This is a genomic window from Cellulomonas sp. Marseille-Q8402 (assembly GCF_965119525.1).
The window spans coordinates 1,440,964-1,458,041 of sequence record NZ_CBCPLX010000001.1 but is presented as its reverse complement, the minus strand read 5'-3'; the positions used below and the strand labels follow the sequence as shown (position 1 = coordinate 1,458,041).

12 protein-coding genes and 1 tRNA gene are annotated in these 17,078 nt (G+C 75.3%); 10 read left to right on the top strand and 3 right to left on the bottom strand.

What is annotated here, in order from left to right; genetic code table 11:
* Positions 1 to 128 precede the first annotated feature (128 nt).
* A complete protein-coding gene (locus ACWPWW_RS06630; RefSeq protein ID WP_454049546.1) occupies positions 129 to 1,280 on the top strand; it encodes a YlbL family protein in 1,152 nt (383 codons plus the stop codon).
* 16 nt (positions 1,281 to 1,296) lie between these two features.
* On the opposite strand, the gene ACWPWW_RS06625 is transcribed toward ACWPWW_RS06630, so the two are convergent.
* Complete coding sequence (locus tag ACWPWW_RS06625; protein ID WP_454049545.1) at positions 1,297 to 1,896, bottom strand: PPA1309 family protein; 600 nt, start codon at positions 1,894 to 1,896, stop codon at positions 1,297 to 1,299.
* Between the two features lie 174 nt (positions 1,897 to 2,070).
* Between ACWPWW_RS06625 and ACWPWW_RS06620 the strand changes: the two genes are divergently transcribed.
* The 6 genes from ACWPWW_RS06620 to ACWPWW_RS06595 all read left to right on the top strand — a co-directional run bounded on the left by ACWPWW_RS06620 (position 2,071) and on the right by ACWPWW_RS06595 (position 8,720).
* On the top strand, positions 2,071 to 5,106 hold the full coding sequence (locus ACWPWW_RS06620) for a UPF0182 family membrane protein (RefSeq protein ID WP_454049544.1): 3,036 nt from the start codon (positions 2,071 to 2,073) through the stop codon (positions 5,104 to 5,106).
* Between the two features lie 299 nt (positions 5,107 to 5,405).
* Positions 5,406 to 5,479, top strand: a tRNA-Met gene (locus ACWPWW_RS06615).
* A gap of 422 nt (positions 5,480 to 5,901) precedes the next feature.
* The gene (locus ACWPWW_RS06610; RefSeq protein WP_454049543.1) at positions 5,902 to 6,753 is read left to right on the top strand and encodes an amino acid ABC transporter substrate-binding protein; all 852 of its coding nucleotides are present in this window, start codon (positions 5,902 to 5,904) and stop codon (positions 6,751 to 6,753) included.
* Between the two features lie 28 nt (positions 6,754 to 6,781).
* The gene (locus ACWPWW_RS06605) at positions 6,782 to 7,450 is read left to right on the top strand and encodes an amino acid ABC transporter permease (protein ID WP_454049542.1); all 669 of its coding nucleotides are present in this window, start codon (positions 6,782 to 6,784) and stop codon (positions 7,448 to 7,450) included.
* Positions 7,447 to 8,238 (top strand): amino acid ABC transporter ATP-binding protein, encoded by a 792-nt coding sequence (locus tag ACWPWW_RS06600; protein ID WP_454049541.1) that lies wholly within the window; start codon positions 7,447 to 7,449, stop codon positions 8,236 to 8,238. The genes ACWPWW_RS06605 and ACWPWW_RS06600 overlap by 4 nt, the downstream gene beginning before the upstream one ends.
* Positions 8,239 to 8,261: 23 nt before the next feature.
* On the top strand, positions 8,262 to 8,720 hold the full coding sequence (locus ACWPWW_RS06595; RefSeq protein ID WP_454049540.1) for a GNAT family N-acetyltransferase: 459 nt from the start codon (positions 8,262 to 8,264) through the stop codon (positions 8,718 to 8,720).
* Positions 8,721 to 8,736: 16 nt separating this feature from the next.
* On the opposite strand, the gene ACWPWW_RS06590 is transcribed toward ACWPWW_RS06595, so the two are convergent.
* Positions 8,737 to 9,369, bottom strand: a complete 633-nt coding sequence (locus tag ACWPWW_RS06590) for an FMN-dependent NADH-azoreductase (RefSeq protein ID WP_454049539.1) — start codon at positions 9,367 to 9,369, stop codon at positions 8,737 to 8,739.
* 84 nt (positions 9,370 to 9,453) lie between these two features.
* On the opposite strand from ACWPWW_RS06590, the gene ACWPWW_RS06585 reads away from it, so the two are divergent.
* Positions 9,454 to 9,990, top strand: a complete 537-nt coding sequence (locus tag ACWPWW_RS06585) for a MarR family winged helix-turn-helix transcriptional regulator (protein WP_454049538.1) — start codon at positions 9,454 to 9,456, stop codon at positions 9,988 to 9,990.
* On the top strand, positions 9,987 to 10,481 hold the full coding sequence (locus tag ACWPWW_RS06580) for a GNAT family N-acetyltransferase (RefSeq protein WP_454049537.1): 495 nt from the start codon (positions 9,987 to 9,989) through the stop codon (positions 10,479 to 10,481). The genes ACWPWW_RS06585 and ACWPWW_RS06580 overlap by 4 nt, the downstream gene beginning before the upstream one ends.
* A gap of 16 nt (positions 10,482 to 10,497) precedes the next feature.
* On the opposite strand, the gene ACWPWW_RS06575 is transcribed toward ACWPWW_RS06580, so the two are convergent.
* Positions 10,498 to 14,064, bottom strand: a complete 3,567-nt coding sequence (locus tag ACWPWW_RS06575) for a TM0106 family RecB-like putative nuclease (protein WP_454049536.1) — start codon at positions 14,062 to 14,064, stop codon at positions 10,498 to 10,500.
* A 163-nt stretch (positions 14,065 to 14,227) separates the two neighbouring features.
* Between ACWPWW_RS06575 and ACWPWW_RS06570 the strand changes: the two genes are divergently transcribed.
* Positions 14,228 to 16,966 (top strand): LuxR C-terminal-related transcriptional regulator, encoded by a 2,739-nt coding sequence (locus tag ACWPWW_RS06570; protein ID WP_454049535.1) that lies wholly within the window; start codon positions 14,228 to 14,230, stop codon positions 16,964 to 16,966.
* The last annotated feature ends 112 nt before the right edge of the window (positions 16,967 to 17,078 follow it).

The following is a 17,078-nucleotide window of genomic DNA, read 5'->3' as shown; positions in this document are numbered from 1 at the left end:
TGCCACCGTAACCACAGGGACCGGCAGCGGGACCAGGCCGGATCCGCCGGTTCGCTGAGGGCGCACGCCCCTGCACGGGACCTTCACGCGCGACGCCCCCGCACAGCACGGTGGGGCATGATCGTCCGGTGCACGCCCAGCCCGAGATGCCCGCGGAGACCCCGGCGGATCCCGCGACGCCCTTCGCCGACGACGAGCCGCCCCGCTCCGAGCCCGTGACCCGCCGCGCGGCCCTGCTGTCGGGCGGCATGCTGCTGACCGCCGCGCTGCTGGTGGTCCTGCTGCTGATGCCGGTGCCGTACGCGGTGAACTCGCCGGGGCCGACGCTCGACACGCTCGGCTCGCACGACGACCAGGCGCTCATCACGATCGAGGGCGCCGACACGTACGACTCGACCGGCGAGCTGCGCCTCACCACCGTGTCCTCGACGGGCGGGCCCGGCTACCCCTCGAGCGTCCTCGGCGTGCTGGCCGGCTGGGTCGGCGGCTCCCGGCTCGTGCTGCCCGTCGAGTCCGTGTTCCCGCAGGGCACGACGCAGGAGCAGCTGGACGAGCAGAACGAGGCGCAGATGGTGTCCTCGCAGGAGAACGCCGCCGTCGCCGCGCTCGAGGAGCTCGGGTACACGGTGCCGGTCACGCTCACCGTGCACGACGCCGTCGAGGGGTCGGGTGCCGTGGGGGTCGTGGAGCCCGAGGACGTCCTCGTGTCCTACGAGGGGACCGAGCTGACCTCCTACGGGCAGCTCATCGACCTGCTGGCCGCGACCGAGCCCGGCAGCACCGTGACGCTGGGCGTCGTGCGCGACGGGGAGGACCTGGACCTCGAGGTCGTCACCGGCGCGCGGGACGACGGCGACGGCAGCCAGCTCGGCGTCTACATCGACCCGACGTTCGACCCGCCCGTCGACGTCTCGATCCGGATCGACCAGATCGGCGGCTCCAGCGCCGGCACGATGTTCGCGCTCGGGATCATCGACAAGCTGACCCCCGAGGACGAGGCGGACGGCGAGGTCATCGCCGGCACCGGCACGATGGACCTCAACGGCTCGGTCGGCCCGATCGGCGGCATCCGGCAGAAGATGGCCGGCGCGCTGCGCGACGGCGCGTCCTGGTTCCTCGCCCCGGCCGACAACTGCGACGAGGTCGTCGACCACGTGCCCGACCGCCTGCGCGTCGTGCGCGTCGAGACGCTGCACGAGGCGCGCGAGGCCGTCGAGGCCATCGGTGCCGGGACCGCGGCCGACCTGCCGACCTGCACCGCGCAGGACGCGGCGGCCTGAGCCGGCCGCCGCGCCGTCAGGCGAACGTCGCCCGCAGCGCCTCGACCAGGCCGGGCACCACGTCCGCGCCCTGGCCCACGGCCTCGTCGCGGTCCTGGGCGCGCTGGCGCACGGCGCACCACGACGTCCCGTCGCGCAGCACGCCGGCGGCGATCCGCACGTCCTGCCGCTGCGGGTGGGCGAGGAGCGCCGCGAGCGCGGCGTCGGCGTCCTCCGGGAGCCCCTCCTCGGCCTCCGGCGGCAGCACGATGCGCTCGACGGTCAGTGCGGCGCCGTCCACGCCGTCGGGCCAGCCCATGCCCCCGAGCAGCCCCTCGAGGTCGTCGCTCGCGGGCAGGCCCTCCTGCTCGATCGAGGTGAGGTGGTCCGGGTCGGCGGCGGCGAGGGCCAGCACGTCCGCGGGCAGCTGCCCGGCCAGCGCGGGCTCCGCGTCGAGGGCGGCCTGCGTGCGGACCAGCGCGAACACCCGCACCGGCCCGTCCCAGCCGCCGGTCGCGACGTGCCGCTCGATCTCCACCACGGCCGCGGCCAGGGCGCGCTGCGCGGGGGTCGTCGTCGGGGCGTCGGCGGGGGCCGTGCCGTCGGTCGGGCCGGGGGTCGGGTCGCTCTGCGTCACGCGGGCCATCCTCGCACCCACGCAGGCCCTGGGGACGACGGCCGGGGGCGCCGGGCGTGTGGGAACCTGGGTGCCTCCTGGCGCGTTGTGACCAGCGTGTGCGCCGGGTGTGAACCCGCGACGCGCAGCGTTGAACCCGCGTGACCCGTACCCGACGACGAGGACCTCCAGGCCGTGACATTCGCCAACCCGTCCGCCCGACAGCCCCGGGGGCCACGCCCGCCCCGGCCGCCCCGAGGAGCAGCGGGACGCCGCCGCCCGAGCCCCCTCGCGATCACCGTCGTGGTGCTCGCGCTGGTCGTGGTCGCCGTGCTCGTGCTCGCCCAGTTCTGGACCGAGGTCCTCTGGTTCGACCAGCTTGGCTACTCGCAGGTCCTGTGGACCCAGTGGCTGACCCGCGGCGCCCTGTTCCTGATCGGCCTGCTCCTCATGGGTGGCGCCGTCTTCGCCAGCCTGGCCATCGGGTACCGCACCCGCCCGGTCTACGCGCCGTCCAACCAGGAGCAGGTCAGCCTCGACTCCTACCGCGAGGCCATCGAGCCGCTGCGTCGCGTGGTGCTCATCGCCGGTCCGGCCGTGCTCGGCCTGTTCGCCGGCATCGCCGCGTCGCAGCAGTGGAGCGCCGTCCAGCTCTGGCTGCACAGCACCGAGGTCGGCCAGACCGACCCGCAGTGGAACCTGGACCTCTCGTTCTACATGTTCGAGCTGCCCGGCATGCGGTTCGTCATCAGCTTCCTGATGGCGGTCGTCGTGCTCTCCGGGATCGCCGCCGTCGCGACGCACTACCTCTACGGCGGGTTCCGCGTCGGCGGGTCGGGCGGCACGCCGCGCATGACCACGGCCGCGCGCGTGCACCTCTCGGTCATCGCCGCGGTCCTGATGGTGCTCATCGCCGCGAACTACTTCCTGGACCGCTACTCGATCCTCACCCGCGAGGGCGACCGGTTCGAGGGCGCGTCCTACACCGACGTGCACGCCGTCATCCCGTCCAAGAGCATCCTCGCGATCGTGGCGCTGCTGGTCGCGGTCATGTTCGTGGTCACCGCCGTGCGCGGCGGCTGGCGCATCCCCGCCATCGGCGTCGGCGTCATGGTGCTGTGCGCCGTCGCGATCGGCGGCATCTACCCGGCCGTCGTGCAGCGGTTCCAGGTGAACCCGAACCAGCAGGACGCCGAGGCGCCGTTCATCCAGCGCAACATCGACGCGACGCTCGCGGCGTACGACCTCGAGGACGTCGCGACGTCGGACTACGACGCGAACGTGACCGCCGAGCCCGGTGCGCTGCGCGAGGACGCGGAGACCACGGCGTCCATCCGCCTGCTCGACCCCCAGGTCGTCTCCGACTCCTTCCGGCAGCTCGAGCAGATCCGCGCGTTCTACTCCTTCCCCGACACGCTGTCGGTGGACCGGTACGACGTCGCCGACGAGAGCCGCGACACCGTGATCGCGGTGCGCGAGCTCGACCTCGAGGGGCTCGACGCCCAGCGCCGCAACTGGACGAACGACACCACCGTGTACACGCACGGCTTCGGCGTCGTCGCCGCCTACGGCAACACGACCACGTCGGCCGGGGCGCCCGAGTTCTGGCAGGGCGGCATCCCGTCGACCGGTGAGATGGGCGAGTACGAGCCGCGCATCTACTTCGGTCAGAGCTCGCCGACCTACTCCATCGTCGGCTCGCCCGAGGGCCAGGAGTGGGAGCTCGACTACCCCGACGACGAGTCGGGCGGCGCGGTGAACACCTCGTTCCCGACGTCCGACGTCTCCGCGGGCCCGGAGATCGGCAGCTTCTGGAACAAGCTGCTCTACTCCATCAAGTTCGGCTCCGAGCAGATCCTGTTCTCCGAGCGGGTGACCGACGAGTCGCAGATCCTCTACGACCGCGACCCCGTCGAGCGCGTGCAGAAGGTCGCCCCGTACCTGACCCTCGACGGCCGCGTGTACCCCGCCGTCGTCGACGGCCGGGTCAAGTGGATCGTCGACGGCTACACGACGTCCGACCAGTACCCGTACGCGGCCGCGCAGTCCCTGGAGGACGCGACGGTCGACTCGCTCACCCAGACGTCGACCACGATCGCCGCGCTGCAGCCCGAGACGGTCAACTACATCCGCAACTCGGTCAAGGCCACGGTCGACGCCTACGACGGCACGGTGACGCTCTACGCGTGGGACGACCAGGACCCGGTCCTGCAGTCCTGGAGCAAGGTGTTCGACACCTCGCTGGAGCCGGTCTCCGAGATCAGCTCGGACCTGATGAGCCACATCCGCTACCCCGAGGACCTGTTCAAGGTGCAGCGGACCCTGCTCGGGACCTACCACGTCACCGACCCGGGGCAGTTCTTCTCCGGCAACGACGCGTGGCGCACCCCGAACGACCCCACCGCGGGCGACGCGGACGTCGCGCAGCCGCCGTACTACCTGACGCTGGAGATGCCGGACCAGGACTCGGCGTCGTTCTCGCTGATGTCGACCTACGTCCCGTCGGGCGGCAACGCCCGTGACGTGCTCACCGGCTACATCGCGGTGGACGCGGAGGCCGGGTCGACCGCCGGCGAGCCCGCGGAGGGCTACGGCAAGATCCGGCTGCTGGAGCTGCCACGCGACTCCACCGTGCCCGGGCCGAACCAGATGAACAACAACTTCACGTCGAACCCCGACGTGTCGAACGAGCTGAACATCCTGGCGCGCGGCGAGTCGCAGGTCATCCGCGGCAACCTGCTCACGCTGCCGGTCGGCGGCGGCCTGCTGTACGTCCAGCCGGTCTACGTGCAGGCAGCCAGCGGTACCCAGTTCCCGCTGCTGCAGCGCGTCCTCGTGGCCTTCGGCGACGAGATCGGGTTCGCCAGCACCCTGGACGAGGCGCTCGACCAGGTGTTCGGCGGTGACGACGGCACGTCCGCCGGCGACGCGGGCAACGAGATCGCCCCGCCCGACACCGGCGACGCCGGCACGGGTGACACCGGGGACGGCACGACCACGCCGTCCACCCCGGCGCCCACGCCGACGGACGGGACCGGCGACGGCCCCACCGCCGACGCCGCGACCCGCCTGACCGAGGCGCTCGACGCCGCGAACCAGGCGATCGCGGACGGGCAGGCGGCGCTCGCCGACGGCGACTTCGCGGCCTACGGCGAGGCGCAGGAGCGGCTGCAGCAGGCGCTGGACGACGCGCTGGCGGCCGACCAGGAGCTCAACGGCTCCGGCGGCTGACCCGCGGCGCACCACGGCACCGGGCCGGTCCCCCCTCTCGACGGGGGGACCGGCCCGCTGCCGTCCCGGCCGTCGCGCGCTGCACGCCCGGCGGCGGGACGCGCGAGGTCGGTGCGCGCAGACGAGGTCGTCATGTCGGCACGAGGTCGTCCCGCAGGACTGACGACCTCGTGCGGAGATGACGACCTCGACCAGGGGCTACGGCGGTCCGGCGGTGCACGGCGCCCGGGCTGTGACGCAGGGCACGGTGGCTCGATTTGGACCTCGCGGACACCTCGGCGTAACGTAGTGATCACCGACGCGGGGTGGAGCAGCTCGGTAGCTCGCTGGGCTCATAACCCAGAGGTCGCAGGTTCAAATCCTGCCCCCGCTACACAGAAGACGAAGGCCCGGACCGGATGGTCCGGGCCTTCGTCGTTCTCCAGGGAGACCTCGTCGTTCTCCCGGGAGTCCGCGGCGGTCCTCGGCGGGTCGCGACGTGCCGCCGCCGGCGCGTCGCCGTGCACCGCGACGCCCGCCCGGCGGCGCTCCGCGTTCCGGCCGCGCACCCGGCGCCCCGCTGTTAGCCTGACGCCGTGACTGCAGCACCGACCCCGGCCCGGCGCCCCGTCGTCGCGCCCGCGTCCTGCTGTTGTCCGGCCCGGCGCTGACCGCGTCGCCCCGCGCCTGAGGCGCCGACCCCGGATCCGCCCGGTGCCCGCCCGGCAGGACCCGCACCCGGCACCGCCGTCGTACCCCCTCGCGTTCGGTCGTGAGCGCGTCCCCGTCGTCACCCCGTCGTCCGGAAGGACCACCATGTCTGCTCCCACCCTCGTCCCGCGCCGTGCCCGGACCCGTGTGCTCGCCGCGGTCGCGGCCGCCGCGACCCTCGCGCTGACGGCCTGCGGCGGCGGTTCGGGCTCCGGTTCCGGCGGCACGGGCACCGAGGCGCCGTCGGCCCCGGACTCGGCGCTGGCCGCGGTGCAGGAGGCGGGCGTGCTGCGGGTCGGCACGGAGGGGACGTACGCGCCGTTCAGCTTCCACGACGCGTCCAGCGACGAGCTGACGGGCTACGACGTGGACGTGATCACCGCGGTGGCCGAGAACCTGGGCGTCGAGGCCGAGTTCTCGGAGACCACCTGGGACTCGATCTTCGCGGGCCTGGAGGCGGGCCGGTACGACGTGATCGCGAACCAGGTGAGCATCACCGACGAGCGGCTGGCGAAGTACGACTTCAGCGAGCCCTACACGGTGTCGACCGGCGTGGTGGTCGTGCCCGCGGGCACGGACGACATCACCTCGCTCGCCGACGTGGCCGGGAAGACGACGGCGCAGTCCGCCACTTCGAACTGGTCGGAGGTCGCCACCGACGCCGGGGCGACGGTCGAGTCGGTGGAGGGCTTCACGCAGGCGATCGCGCTGCTCAAGCAGGGGCGCATCGACCTGACGTTCAACGACAACCTGGCCGTGCTGGACTACCTGAAGTCCTCCGGCGACACGGACGTGGAGATCGCCTTCGAGACGGACGACGTCGTGGAGCAGGGCTTCCCGCTGCTGAAGGGCTCGGACCTGACGCCGGCGATCGACGAGGCCCTGGCCGAGCTGCGCGCCGACGGCACCCTCGCCGAGATCTCGACGACGTGGTTCGGCGAGGACGTCAGCCAGTGAGCCGCCGCCCGGCCCGGGGCCGTCGCCCGTGAACGACTCGACGTGGGAGCTGGTCCGCACCTCGATCGGCCCGCTGCTCGAGGGCGCCATCCGCGGCACGATCCCGCTGACGCTGATCTCGTTCGTCATCGGCCTGGTCATCGCCCTGCTGGTCGCGCTCGCGCGGCTGTCCCGGGTGCGGGTGCTGTCCTGGCTGGCGCGCGCCTACATCTCGGTGATCCGCGGCACGCCGCTGCTGGTGCAGCTGTTCCTGATCTTCTACGCGCTGCCGTCGCTCGGGATCGTGCTCGACCCGTTCCCGTCGGCGATCATCGCGTTCTCGCTCAACGTGGGCGGGTACGCGGCCGAGACCATCCGGGCGGCGATCCTGTCGGTCCCGCGGGCGCAGTGGGAGGCGGCGGCGACCATCGGGTTCGGGCCGACGCTCACGCTGCGGCGGGTGGTGCTCCCGCAGGCCCTGCGGGTCTCCGTGCCGCCGCTGTCCAACACCTTCATCTCGCTGGTGAAGGACACCTCGCTCGCGTCGACGATCATGGTGACGGAGCTGCTGCGCAAGGCCCAGGAGATCGCGGCGCCGACGTACGAGTTCATGACGCTGTACTCGCTGGCCGCGGTGATCTACTGGCTGATCTGCCTGGTGCTCTCCGCCCTGCAGGTGCGGCTCGAGCGGCGCCTCGACCGGTACGTGGCGACATGACGGAGGACGACGTGACCGACACCCCGACGGACGGGCAGCGGCCGCTGGTCCGGGTGCGCGGCCTCGCCAAGTCGTTCGGCGACAACCACGTGCTGCGCGGCATCGACCTGGACGTGGCGCCCGGCAGCGTCACCGTGATCATCGGGCCGTCCGGCTCGGGCAAGACGACGCTGCTGCGCTGCCTCAACGCGCTCGAGATCCCGGGCGCGGGGACCGTGGAGGTCGCCGGGGTGCAGCTCGACTTCGCGACCCGGCACTCGCAGGCGGAGCTGCGGCGCCTGCGCGCCCAGTCGGGGATGGTCTTCCAGTCGCACCAGCTCTTCCCGCACCGCACGACGCTGGCGAACCTGACCGAGGGCCCGGTGCACGCGCAGGGCCGGCCGGTGGCCGAGGTGACGACCGAGGCGCGCGCCCTGCTGGAGAAGGTCGGCCTGGCGGCCAAGGCCGACGCGTACCCGCACGAGCTCTCCGGCGGGCAGCAGCAGCGGGTCGGGATCGCGCGGGCGCTGGCCCTGCGCCCGCGGCTCATCCTGTTCGACGAGCCGACGTCGGCGCTCGACCCGGAGACCGTCGGCGAGGTGCTCACGGTGATGCGCGACCTCGCGGCGGAGGGCTGGACCATGATCGTCGTCACGCACGAGATCCGGTTCGCGCAGCAGGTCGCCGACCACGTGGTGTTCATCGACGGCGGCGTCGTGGTCGAGGAGGGCGCGCCGGCGGACGTCCTGGGACGGCCCTCGCACGAGCGGACGCGGCAGTTCCTGCGGCGGATCCTGGACCCGCTCTAGGGACGGGTGGTTCACTGCGGACCGTGTTCGCTGCCGCCGCCCCCGACGGGTACGAGTTCTCCGCCGACCCCGCCCGCCTCGACCCGGCCCGCGCCCACGAGCTGCTGGTCGCGCACGCCTTCTGGGCCCGGGACCGGTCCCGGGCCACGCAGGACGCGGCGGTGGCCGCCTCCCGCAACTACGGCGTGTACGACGACGGTGGCCGTCAGGTGGCGTACGGCCGGGTCGTGACGGACGAGGTCACGTTCGCCTGGCTCGCCGACGTCGTGGTGGACCCCGGGCACCGCGGTCGGGGGCTGGCCCGGCTGCTGGTCGAGGGGGTGCTGGCCGACCTCGAGCCGCTCGGCCTGACCCGGATCGCCCTCAAGGCGTCGAGCGAGGCGCACGGGCTCTACGAGCAGCTCGGCTGGGGCCCGGTCGAGGACCCGGGGGCGTGGATGGAGCGCCCCGGCGGGGCGCTCCACCACGAGCCGCGCCGCTGAGCGCCGACGGGGTGGCTCAGCGCGAGGCGAGCGCCCGTCCCGCCGCCACGGCCGCCGCCTCGGCCTGCTTCTTCATGAGCTCGGCCGGCTCCGCGAGCGCGTCCATCGCCGGGTTGACGCCGACGAGCGTGAGCTCGCGCTCGATGACGGTGAGGTCCGCCTGCCAGACCTCGCCGACGATCCGGCGCAGGTAGTCGATGCTGTGGTCCCAGCCCTCCTTGGGGGTGCCGGGCCCGTAGCCACCACCGCGGGTGGTGATGAGCACGACGGGCTTGCCGGCCAGGACCGGCTCGCCCGGGGTGCCGCCGGCGATGACCAGGTCGATCCAGGTCTTGACGTGCTGCGAGACGCCCCAGTTGTAGAGGGGGAGCGCGAGCACGGCGGCGTCCGCGGCGCGGAGCTCGTCGGCGACCTCGACCGCGAGCGCGACCGCCGCGGCCTGCTGGGGCGTGCGCTGCTCCGCGGGGGTCCACCCGGCGCCGACGGCGGTCGCCCAGGCGTCGGCGGGCAGCGGGTCGGCACCGAGGTGCCGGCGGACGACGGTCTCGTTCGGGCGGCCGGCGGCGAGCTCCGCGGTCACGAGGTCGGCGAGCCTGGCGCTCGCGGAGGCGGTGCCCTGGATGGTGGCGTCGACGCGCAGGACGGTCATGGTGTCTCCCGAGGTTGATGTTGAATGTTCAACGCGGACTGTAGGCGCCGCGTGTTGAATGTTCAACTCCCGTAGCATGGCGCCATGCCCGAGCCCACCCACGACGCCACGCCCTGGCTGTCGGCCGCCGAGATCGAGGACTGGAAGGCCGTGGTCGCGCTGATCAGCACGCTGCCGGCCGCGCTCGACGCGCAGCTCAAGCGGGACGCCGGGCTGAGCCTGTACGAGTACCACGTGCTGGTGTCGCTGGCTGAGGGCGAGCGTCAGGAGCTGCCGATGAGCGACCTCGCCCGGCTGACCCAGAGCTCGCCGTCCCGCCTGTCGCACGCGGTCGGCCGCCTCGAGCAGGCCGGCTGGGTGGTGCGCGGGGACTGCTCGGCCGCCGGCAAGCGCACGAGCGCCCGGCTGACCGCCGCGGGGACCGCGCAGCTGGAGCGGAGCGCACCGGGTCACGTGCGCGAGGTGCGCCGGCTCGTCGTGGACGCGCTCGGGCCCGAGCGGGTGGCCGCGCTGGGCGACGCCGCGCGCACGGTCGTGGGCGGCGCCGCGCCCGACGTGGCGGCGACGCTGTGGCCGTGCGGGGGAGTCGGCGCGAGGACGACCGCGGAGCAGCCGGCGTGACCGACCAGCGGCACAGCTACACGCTCCAGGCGGTCGAGTACACCGACCAGCGCGCCGTGGCGCTGCGCACCGCGATGGACGTCGAGATGTCCGCCCGCTACACCGACCCCGGCGGCCCCGGCCTGAGCCCGGCCGTGCTGGCCGCGCTCGCCGTGGACCCGGCGACGATCCGGCACACGGTGCTCGCGGTCGACCACGACGGCACGCCGGTCGGCCACGCCGCGCTGCGGGACCACCGGGGGGAGTGGGAGGTCAAGCGGGTCGTCGTGGCCGCGGACCACCGCGGCCGCGGGATCGGGCGCGCGGTGATGACGGAGGTCGAGCGGCTCGCCCGCGCGGCCGGTGCGACCCGCGTCATCCTCCAGACCGGGGACCGGCAGCCCGAGGCCGAGGCGCTGTACACGGCGCTCGGGTGGACGCGGATCCCGACCTACCCGCCGTACGACGAGGCGCTGCCGCAGTCGCGGTGCTTCGAGAAGCTGCTGGGCTGACGGGCCTCGCGCGCTGTCACGACCCCGCGCACAGCCCGATGAACGCGCCGAGCTCGACCAGCTGCGCGGGCGTGGCGGGCAGGTGGTCGGTCAGCTCCCGCGCCCGCACGACCACGGCGGCGTACTCGCCGCGGGACAGCGCCACGTTCAGCCGGTTCCGGTTGAGCAGGAACTCCATCCCGCGCGGCACGTCCTCGGGCGACGACGCGGCCGTCGAGACCAGGACGACCGGCGCCTCCTGCCCCTGGAACTTGTCGACGGTCCCGACGCGCACCCCGCTCAGGCCGGCACGCTCCAGCGCACGGGCGATCGTCCAGACCTGGGCGTTGTACGCGGCGACCACCAGCACGTCGGCGGCCTCCAGCGGGCGGTCCTCGCCCGCCGCCGGGTCGACCCACCGGCGTCCGAGCACGGCCCGCACCTGGGCGACCACCTCCGCGGCCTCCTCGACGGAGGACACCGCGTTGCCCACGTGGTCCACCAGGACGCACCGGACGCCGGGCTCGACGCCCTCGAGCGTGCGGCGGGCGGCGTGCTCCACGGAGGTCAGGCGACCGTCGTACGACAGGCCGGACACGGGTGCGCACAGCGCGGGGTGCATCCGCCAGGTGGTCGCCAGGAAGTACCCGAGCTCGGCGGGCAGCGTGTCGTGCCCGTCGGTCAGCCAGCCGAGCGCGGACGCGTCCACGGGCTCGGGGTGGTGCCCCTGCGACACCTGCGGCAGCTGCTGCGGGTCGCCGAGCAGCAGGAGGTTCCGGGCGGCGGCCGAGACCGCCAGGGTGTTGGCCAGGCAGAACTGCCCCGCCTCGTCGACGACCAGCAGGTCGAACCCGCCCTCGGGGAGCCGCGCGGGGTTGGTGAAGTCCCACATCGTGCCGCCGACCACCAGCCCGCCGTCCCGGGCGGCGTAGAAGGCGCCGAACGCGGTCGTGTCTCGGGGCTGCACCCAGGGCGCCGCGGGGTCGGCCCTCGAGCCGCGCGGCTTCTTCGCGACCGCGGCCGCGTCGACGCCGGCCTCGACGACCTTCACCAGCAGGTTCTCCACGACCGCGTGGGACTGCGCGACGACGCCCACCCGCCACCCGGAGGCGACCAGGTCGGCGATGACGTGGGACCCCGTGTACGTCTTGCCGGTGCCCGGCGGCCCCTGGACCGCGAGGTACGACCCGTCGAGGTCGCGCACGGCCGCGGTGATGGCGGCGACCACGCCGTCTCCCTCCTCGGACCCGGGCCGGGGGAGCGGGGCGCCGGACCGGGTGCGGGGCGGCCGCCGGCGCACCAGGTCGAGAGCGGCCTGCGCCGGCAGCACCGGCAGGTGGCCGGCGACCTGCTCGGCGAACCCCCGCAGCGCGGCCGCGACCAGGGCGGTGCTGGGCGGCGGGGTGGGGCCGAGGCCCATCGGCGCGCGGTCGTGCGGGGCGTCGCCGGCCTTGAGCTGCTCGGTGACGAGGAGCTGGTCCCGCGCGCCCGAGCCGTCGCCGGCGGAGGTCACCTCCTCGACGGTGAAGCCGGGTGCCCAGCCGCGGGAGCCCGCGCTGCTGGTCCGGGCGTGCTCGGGGACCGGCCGGTCGAACAGGCCGAGGGCCGGCGCGCCGGCGCGCAGCTCGCTGCCGGGCTCCAGGCGGCCGGTCATCCGCAGCACACGCCGCTGCGTGCGCCGCCCGGCCGGCACGTGCCAGTCCTCGACCACCTCGACGCGGTCGGCGACGAACGTCGAGCGGGCGTCGGTCCACTCGGCGGGGTCGGCGACCAGGCGGTCGAAGTGCGCCCACCAGAACGGCTTGTCCTCGCGCCAGTGGTAGCCCAGGGCCGCGGCGAGCAGCGCCACCGCCTGCTGGTCGTCGCTGCGTCGCCCGTCCACGTGCCCGGCCGGGTCGTCGGCGTGCGCGCGCAGGCGCGCGGCCAGGTCGTCGTGCTCCGGTGCCGCCCCGTCGCTGCCGTCCGGTGCCGGGGCCGGCGCCGCGCGGCCGGGGCGGACCCCGCGCTCGGCCGCCTGCGCGAGCAGCCAGTCCCGCAGCCGCAGGGTGGACCGGCAGTCGTCGGCGTTGTAGGCGGCGATGGCGTCGATCGCCGCGGTCCAGCCCGCCTCGTCGCCGGCGGCACGGCGCGCGCACGCCTCCGCGTACTCCGCGATCGAGTCGCCGGCCGTGGTGACCTCACCGGTCCGGGCGGCGGGCAGGTACAGCGGCTCGAGCTTCTTCAGCGAGTACGACCGCTGCCCGGTGCGCAGGCTCGCCCGGACCGTCGCGTACAGGTCGACCAGCACGCCGGCGGACAGCAGCTCGTCCACGACGTCCTCGCCGACCCCGTGCCGTCCGGCCAGCCGCAGCAGGGCGGACTTCTCGTAGGGCGCGTAGTGGTAGACGTGCATCCCGGGGTGGGCGGCACGCCGCTGCTGCACGTAGTCGAGGAAGTCCACCAGCGCCTGCTTCTCCGCCGCGCGGTCGTGCGCCCAGAACGCCCGGAAGGTCGGCTCGGCGTCGCCCTGCGGGGCCTCGACGAGGCCGAACAGGTACTCCAGGCCCCAGACCGCGGGCCGGCCGTCGGGTCCGAGCTCGCCGGCGGCCCACAGCGGGTCGCCCTCGAAGTCGAAGAAGACGTCCCCCGGGTCCGGGGCGGGCAGGGCGGCGACCGCCGCGGTGTCGAACAGGTCGAACTCCACCCCGCCGCCCGCCGCGTCCTGCTTCGCCTGCAGCTCGGCCTGCCGCCGCAACCCGGTCAGCGTCGTCGCCCCGATGCCGGCCACGGGCTCGGTGCGGGCGGCCAGGTCCTCCACGGTGCGCACCCCGGCCGCCAGCAGCCGGGTGCGCTGGTGCGTGCGGACCCCGGCGACCAGCAGCACGTCCCGGCGCTGCTCGAGCTCGGGGACGCACACCTCGCAGCGGCCGCAGGCACGGAACCGGTCGTCGCCCCACCGCACCGCGGCGCCGGCGTCCTGGTGCCGGTCCAGCAGGTCCTGCAGGCGACGGCGGCGCTCGCGGTAGACGGGCAGCAGGTCCCGGAGCCGGTGGCTCGTGGTGACGTGGTCGCCGAGCACCAGGTGCACGTCGTCGGCGACGTCCACCCCGGCCGCGAGCAGCTGGTCGGCGTAGGCGGTGACCTGGAGCAGCGCCGTGGGCCGCTCCTGCCGTGCGAGCTTGGTGTCGACGACCGCGTACCGGGGCCGGCGGCCGGTGTGCCGTCCCTCTCGGACCAGGAAGTCGGCCCAGCCGGTGAACCGGCCGTCGAAGAACCCGGCCTGGAACACGACGTCGGCCCCGGCGCCGACCGCCTGCAGCGTCGCGTCGTGCGCGGCGCGGAGCGACTCCCGGGTGGTGTCGCGGGGCCGGGCCAGCACCAGGACGCCCTGCCCGGTGGCCGGGTCGAACGGACCGTGCTGCCGCAGGTGCCCCTCCAGGACCCGCCGCTCGTGCTGCGCACCGAGCACCCCCGCGCGCTGCCGCGTGGCGTCGACGGTCCGCAGGACGGGCTCGACCCGGCCCAGCCGTGCGTCCAGGGATCGCAGCACCGCGAACTCGCACGCCGCGGCGTCCGCCATGTCGGTCGCGCTGTAGGCCAGCGCGCCGTCCTCGAGGATGAGCACGAGTCGCGAGGCTACCGGCGGGCGGGGACACGGCCGGCCGGGGGCCGGCCGTGGTACACATGCCCTCGCCCGGCCGGCGCGACCGGTCGGACGAGGGGCCGGAGCAGGTCAGGACGGGGGACACCGGGTGGGGCCGCTGCTCACCAGCAAGACGCGGGTACCCGTGCGCCGGACCGGTCGCGTCGAGCGCCCGCGGCTGCTCGACCGGCTCGCCCGGGCGGCGGACGCGACGCTCACGGTGGTGTCCGCGCCGGCCGGCTTCGGCAAGACCACGCTGCTCACCGAGTGGGCGGCGACCAGCGGCGGGCGCGTCGCCTGGCTGTCGCTCGACGCCCGGGACGACGACCCCGGCGTGCTCTGGCGCTACCTGCTCGCGGCGGTCGCGAGGGTCGAGCCGGCGGCGACGACCGGGGCGGAGGCGGCGCTGGCGGGCGGCGAGCCGGTCGAGACGGTGCTGACGACGCTGCTCAACGACCTGGACCGGCTGACGCACGACCTGACCCTCGTGCTCGACGACTACCACGTCCTCACCGCTCAGCCCGTGCTCGAGGGCATGGCGTTCCTGGTCGACCACCTGCCGCCGCAGGTCCGGCTGGTCGTCGCCGGACGCACCGCCCCCGCGCTGCCGCTCCCGCTCCTGCGGGCCCGCGGGCAGCTCGCCGAGGTCCGCGTCGCGGACCTGCGGTTCACGGCCGCGGAGACCGCGTCCTACGCCGCCGCCGCCGGGCTGGACCTGGACGCGGCGGAGCTCGCCGTGCTGGCGGAGCGCACCGAGGGGTGGGCCGCCGCGCTGCAGCTCGTGACGCTCGCGGTCCGCGACGGGCGCGGTGTCGCGCGGGTCCTCGCGGGGTCCGCGGGCGCCGACGGGCACCTCGCCGACTACCTGGTGGCGGAGGTGCTGGCCCGGCAGCCGGCGCACCTGCGGACCTTCCTGCTGCGCACCAGCGTGCTGGGCCGCCTGACGGGGTCGCTGTGCGACGCGGTCACCGGGCAGGACGGCGGCGCGGCGACCCTCGACGACCTGCACCGCGCGGACCTGCTCCTCGTCCCGCTGGACGAGGAGCGACGGTGGTTCCGGTACCACCACCTCTTCGCCGAGGTGCTGGCCGGGCGCCTGGACCGCGAGGAACCGGGGACCGCGCCCGGGCTGCACCGGCGCGCCGGTGCGTGGCACGAGCAGCACGGGGACCTCCCGGACGCGGTCGACCACGCGCTGGCGGCGGGCGACCTCGCCCGCGCGGCCGAGCTGGTGGAGCGGGCCGTGCCGGCGATGCGGCGGGAGCGGCAGGACTCGACGCTGCGCCGGTGGTTCGACGCCCTGCCGCCCGAGGTCGTGGGTGCCCGGCCCGCGCTCGCCCTGGGGTACGCCGGCGCGCTGCTGGCGGAAGGCCGGCCGGCGGGGGTCGGTGAGCTGCTCGGGCACGTCGAGCGCGGGGTGGCCGCGTCGGCCGGCACCGGCCCGCCGGCGCCCGAGGCGTCGGCCGTGCTGGCGCAGGCGGCGATCTTCCGGGCCGCGGCCGCGCGGGCGGCCGGTGACGACGCGGCCGCCGAGGGGCACGCCCTGCGCGCGCTGGACCTGGTGGGGCCGGACGAGCACCTGGGGCGCGGTGCGGCGAGCGGCCTGCTGGGTCTGGTGGCGTGGAGCCGCGGCGACCTCGCGGCTGCGGAGGGCTGGTGGTCCACGTCGCTGGACGCGCTCGACCGCGCGGGGCACCGGGCCGACACCTACGGGGCGCTGCTCGCGCTCGGCGACATCCGGGTGGCGCAGGGTCGCCTCGCGGACGCCGCCGACGGCTACGCGCAGGCGCTGGCGGCTGCCGGCACCGCCCGGCCGGCGCTGCGCGGGACCGCGGACATGCACGTCGCGCTCGCGGCGGTGCTCCGGGAGCGCGACGAGCCGGCGACGGCGCGCGCGCACCTGGACGCCGCCGCCGCGCTCGGCGAGCAGGCCGGGCTGCCGCAGAACCGCCACCGCCGGCACGTGGTGACCGCGCTGCTGCGGGCCACGGACGGGGACGTGCCGGGCGCCGTGGCGGAGCTCGACGAGGCCGAGCGCGTGTACGTGCCCGACTTCTTCCCGGACGTGCGACCCGTCGCGGCAGTCCGGGCCGGCCTGCAGGCGCGCGCCGGCATGCTCGACCCCGCCCGGCGGTGGGTCCGGGAGCGCGGCCTCACCGTGGACGACGAGCCGCAGCACCTGCGGGAGCACGAGCACCTGACGCTGGTCCGCGTGCTGCTCGCCGAGCACCGTGCGGACCCCGCCGCTGCCGAGCCGCTGGCCGGCGCGGACCGGCTCCTCGCCCGGGTCCTGGCAGCCGCCGAGGCGGGCGGTCGCACCGGGACGGTGATCGAGGGGCTGGTCCTCCGGTCCCTCGTGCACCAGGCGCGGGGCGACCGTGCTGCGGCGCTCGCGGTGCTCGACCGCGCCGTCCGGACGGCGGGACCGCTCGGGCACGTGCGGCTGGTCGCCGACGAGGGCCCCGCGGTCGCGGCGCTGCTCCGGGAGCTGGCGGCGGGGGAGGACCCGGCCCCGTGGGCCGTGACACTGGCGGACGTCGCCGGCCGCCGGCCCGCGCGGGCGGCGACCGGGACGCCGGTGCGCCCCGCTGTGCCGGAGGTGCCGGGTGCGGCCGCTGTGCCCGAGGTGCCCGAGGTGCCCGAGGTGCCCCGGCGCGGCGGCGTCCCCGTGCCCCCGCTGAGCGCGCGCGAGCGGGACGTCCTCCGGCTGCTCGGGACCGACCTGGACGGGCCGGAGATCGCCCGGCACCTGGTCGTGTCGGTCAACACCGTGCGCACGCACACCAAGAGCATCTACGCGAAGCTCGGCGTGCACGGCCGTCGTGCGGCGGTTCGGCGCGCCGGCGAGCTGGGACTGCTGCGCGACGACCCGCGTCCTCGCTGACCCGCCCCCGACCCGTCCCCCGACCCGCCCGGCTCACCCGCGGGATCACCAGGTCGGGTGAGGCGGCCTCACCACCTCGGCTCCTACCGTCCGGGGCACGCACCTGGGCGGG

What these genes read in the sequence shown, in the direction of transcription:
- ACWPWW_RS06600 (WP_454049541.1), top strand. Translation starts at nt 7,447, where the DNA reads ATGACGGAGGACGACGTGACCGACACCCCGACGGACGGGCAGCGGCCG.
- ACWPWW_RS06590 (WP_454049539.1), bottom strand. Translation starts at nt 9,369, where the DNA reads ATGACCGTCCTGCGCGTCGACGCCACCATCCAGGGCACCGCCTCCGCG.
- ACWPWW_RS06610 (WP_454049543.1), top strand. Translation starts at nt 5,902, where the DNA reads ATGTCTGCTCCCACCCTCGTCCCGCGCCGTGCCCGGACCCGTGTGCTC.
- ACWPWW_RS06585 (WP_454049538.1), top strand. Translation starts at nt 9,454, where the DNA reads ATGCCCGAGCCCACCCACGACGCCACGCCCTGGCTGTCGGCCGCCGAG.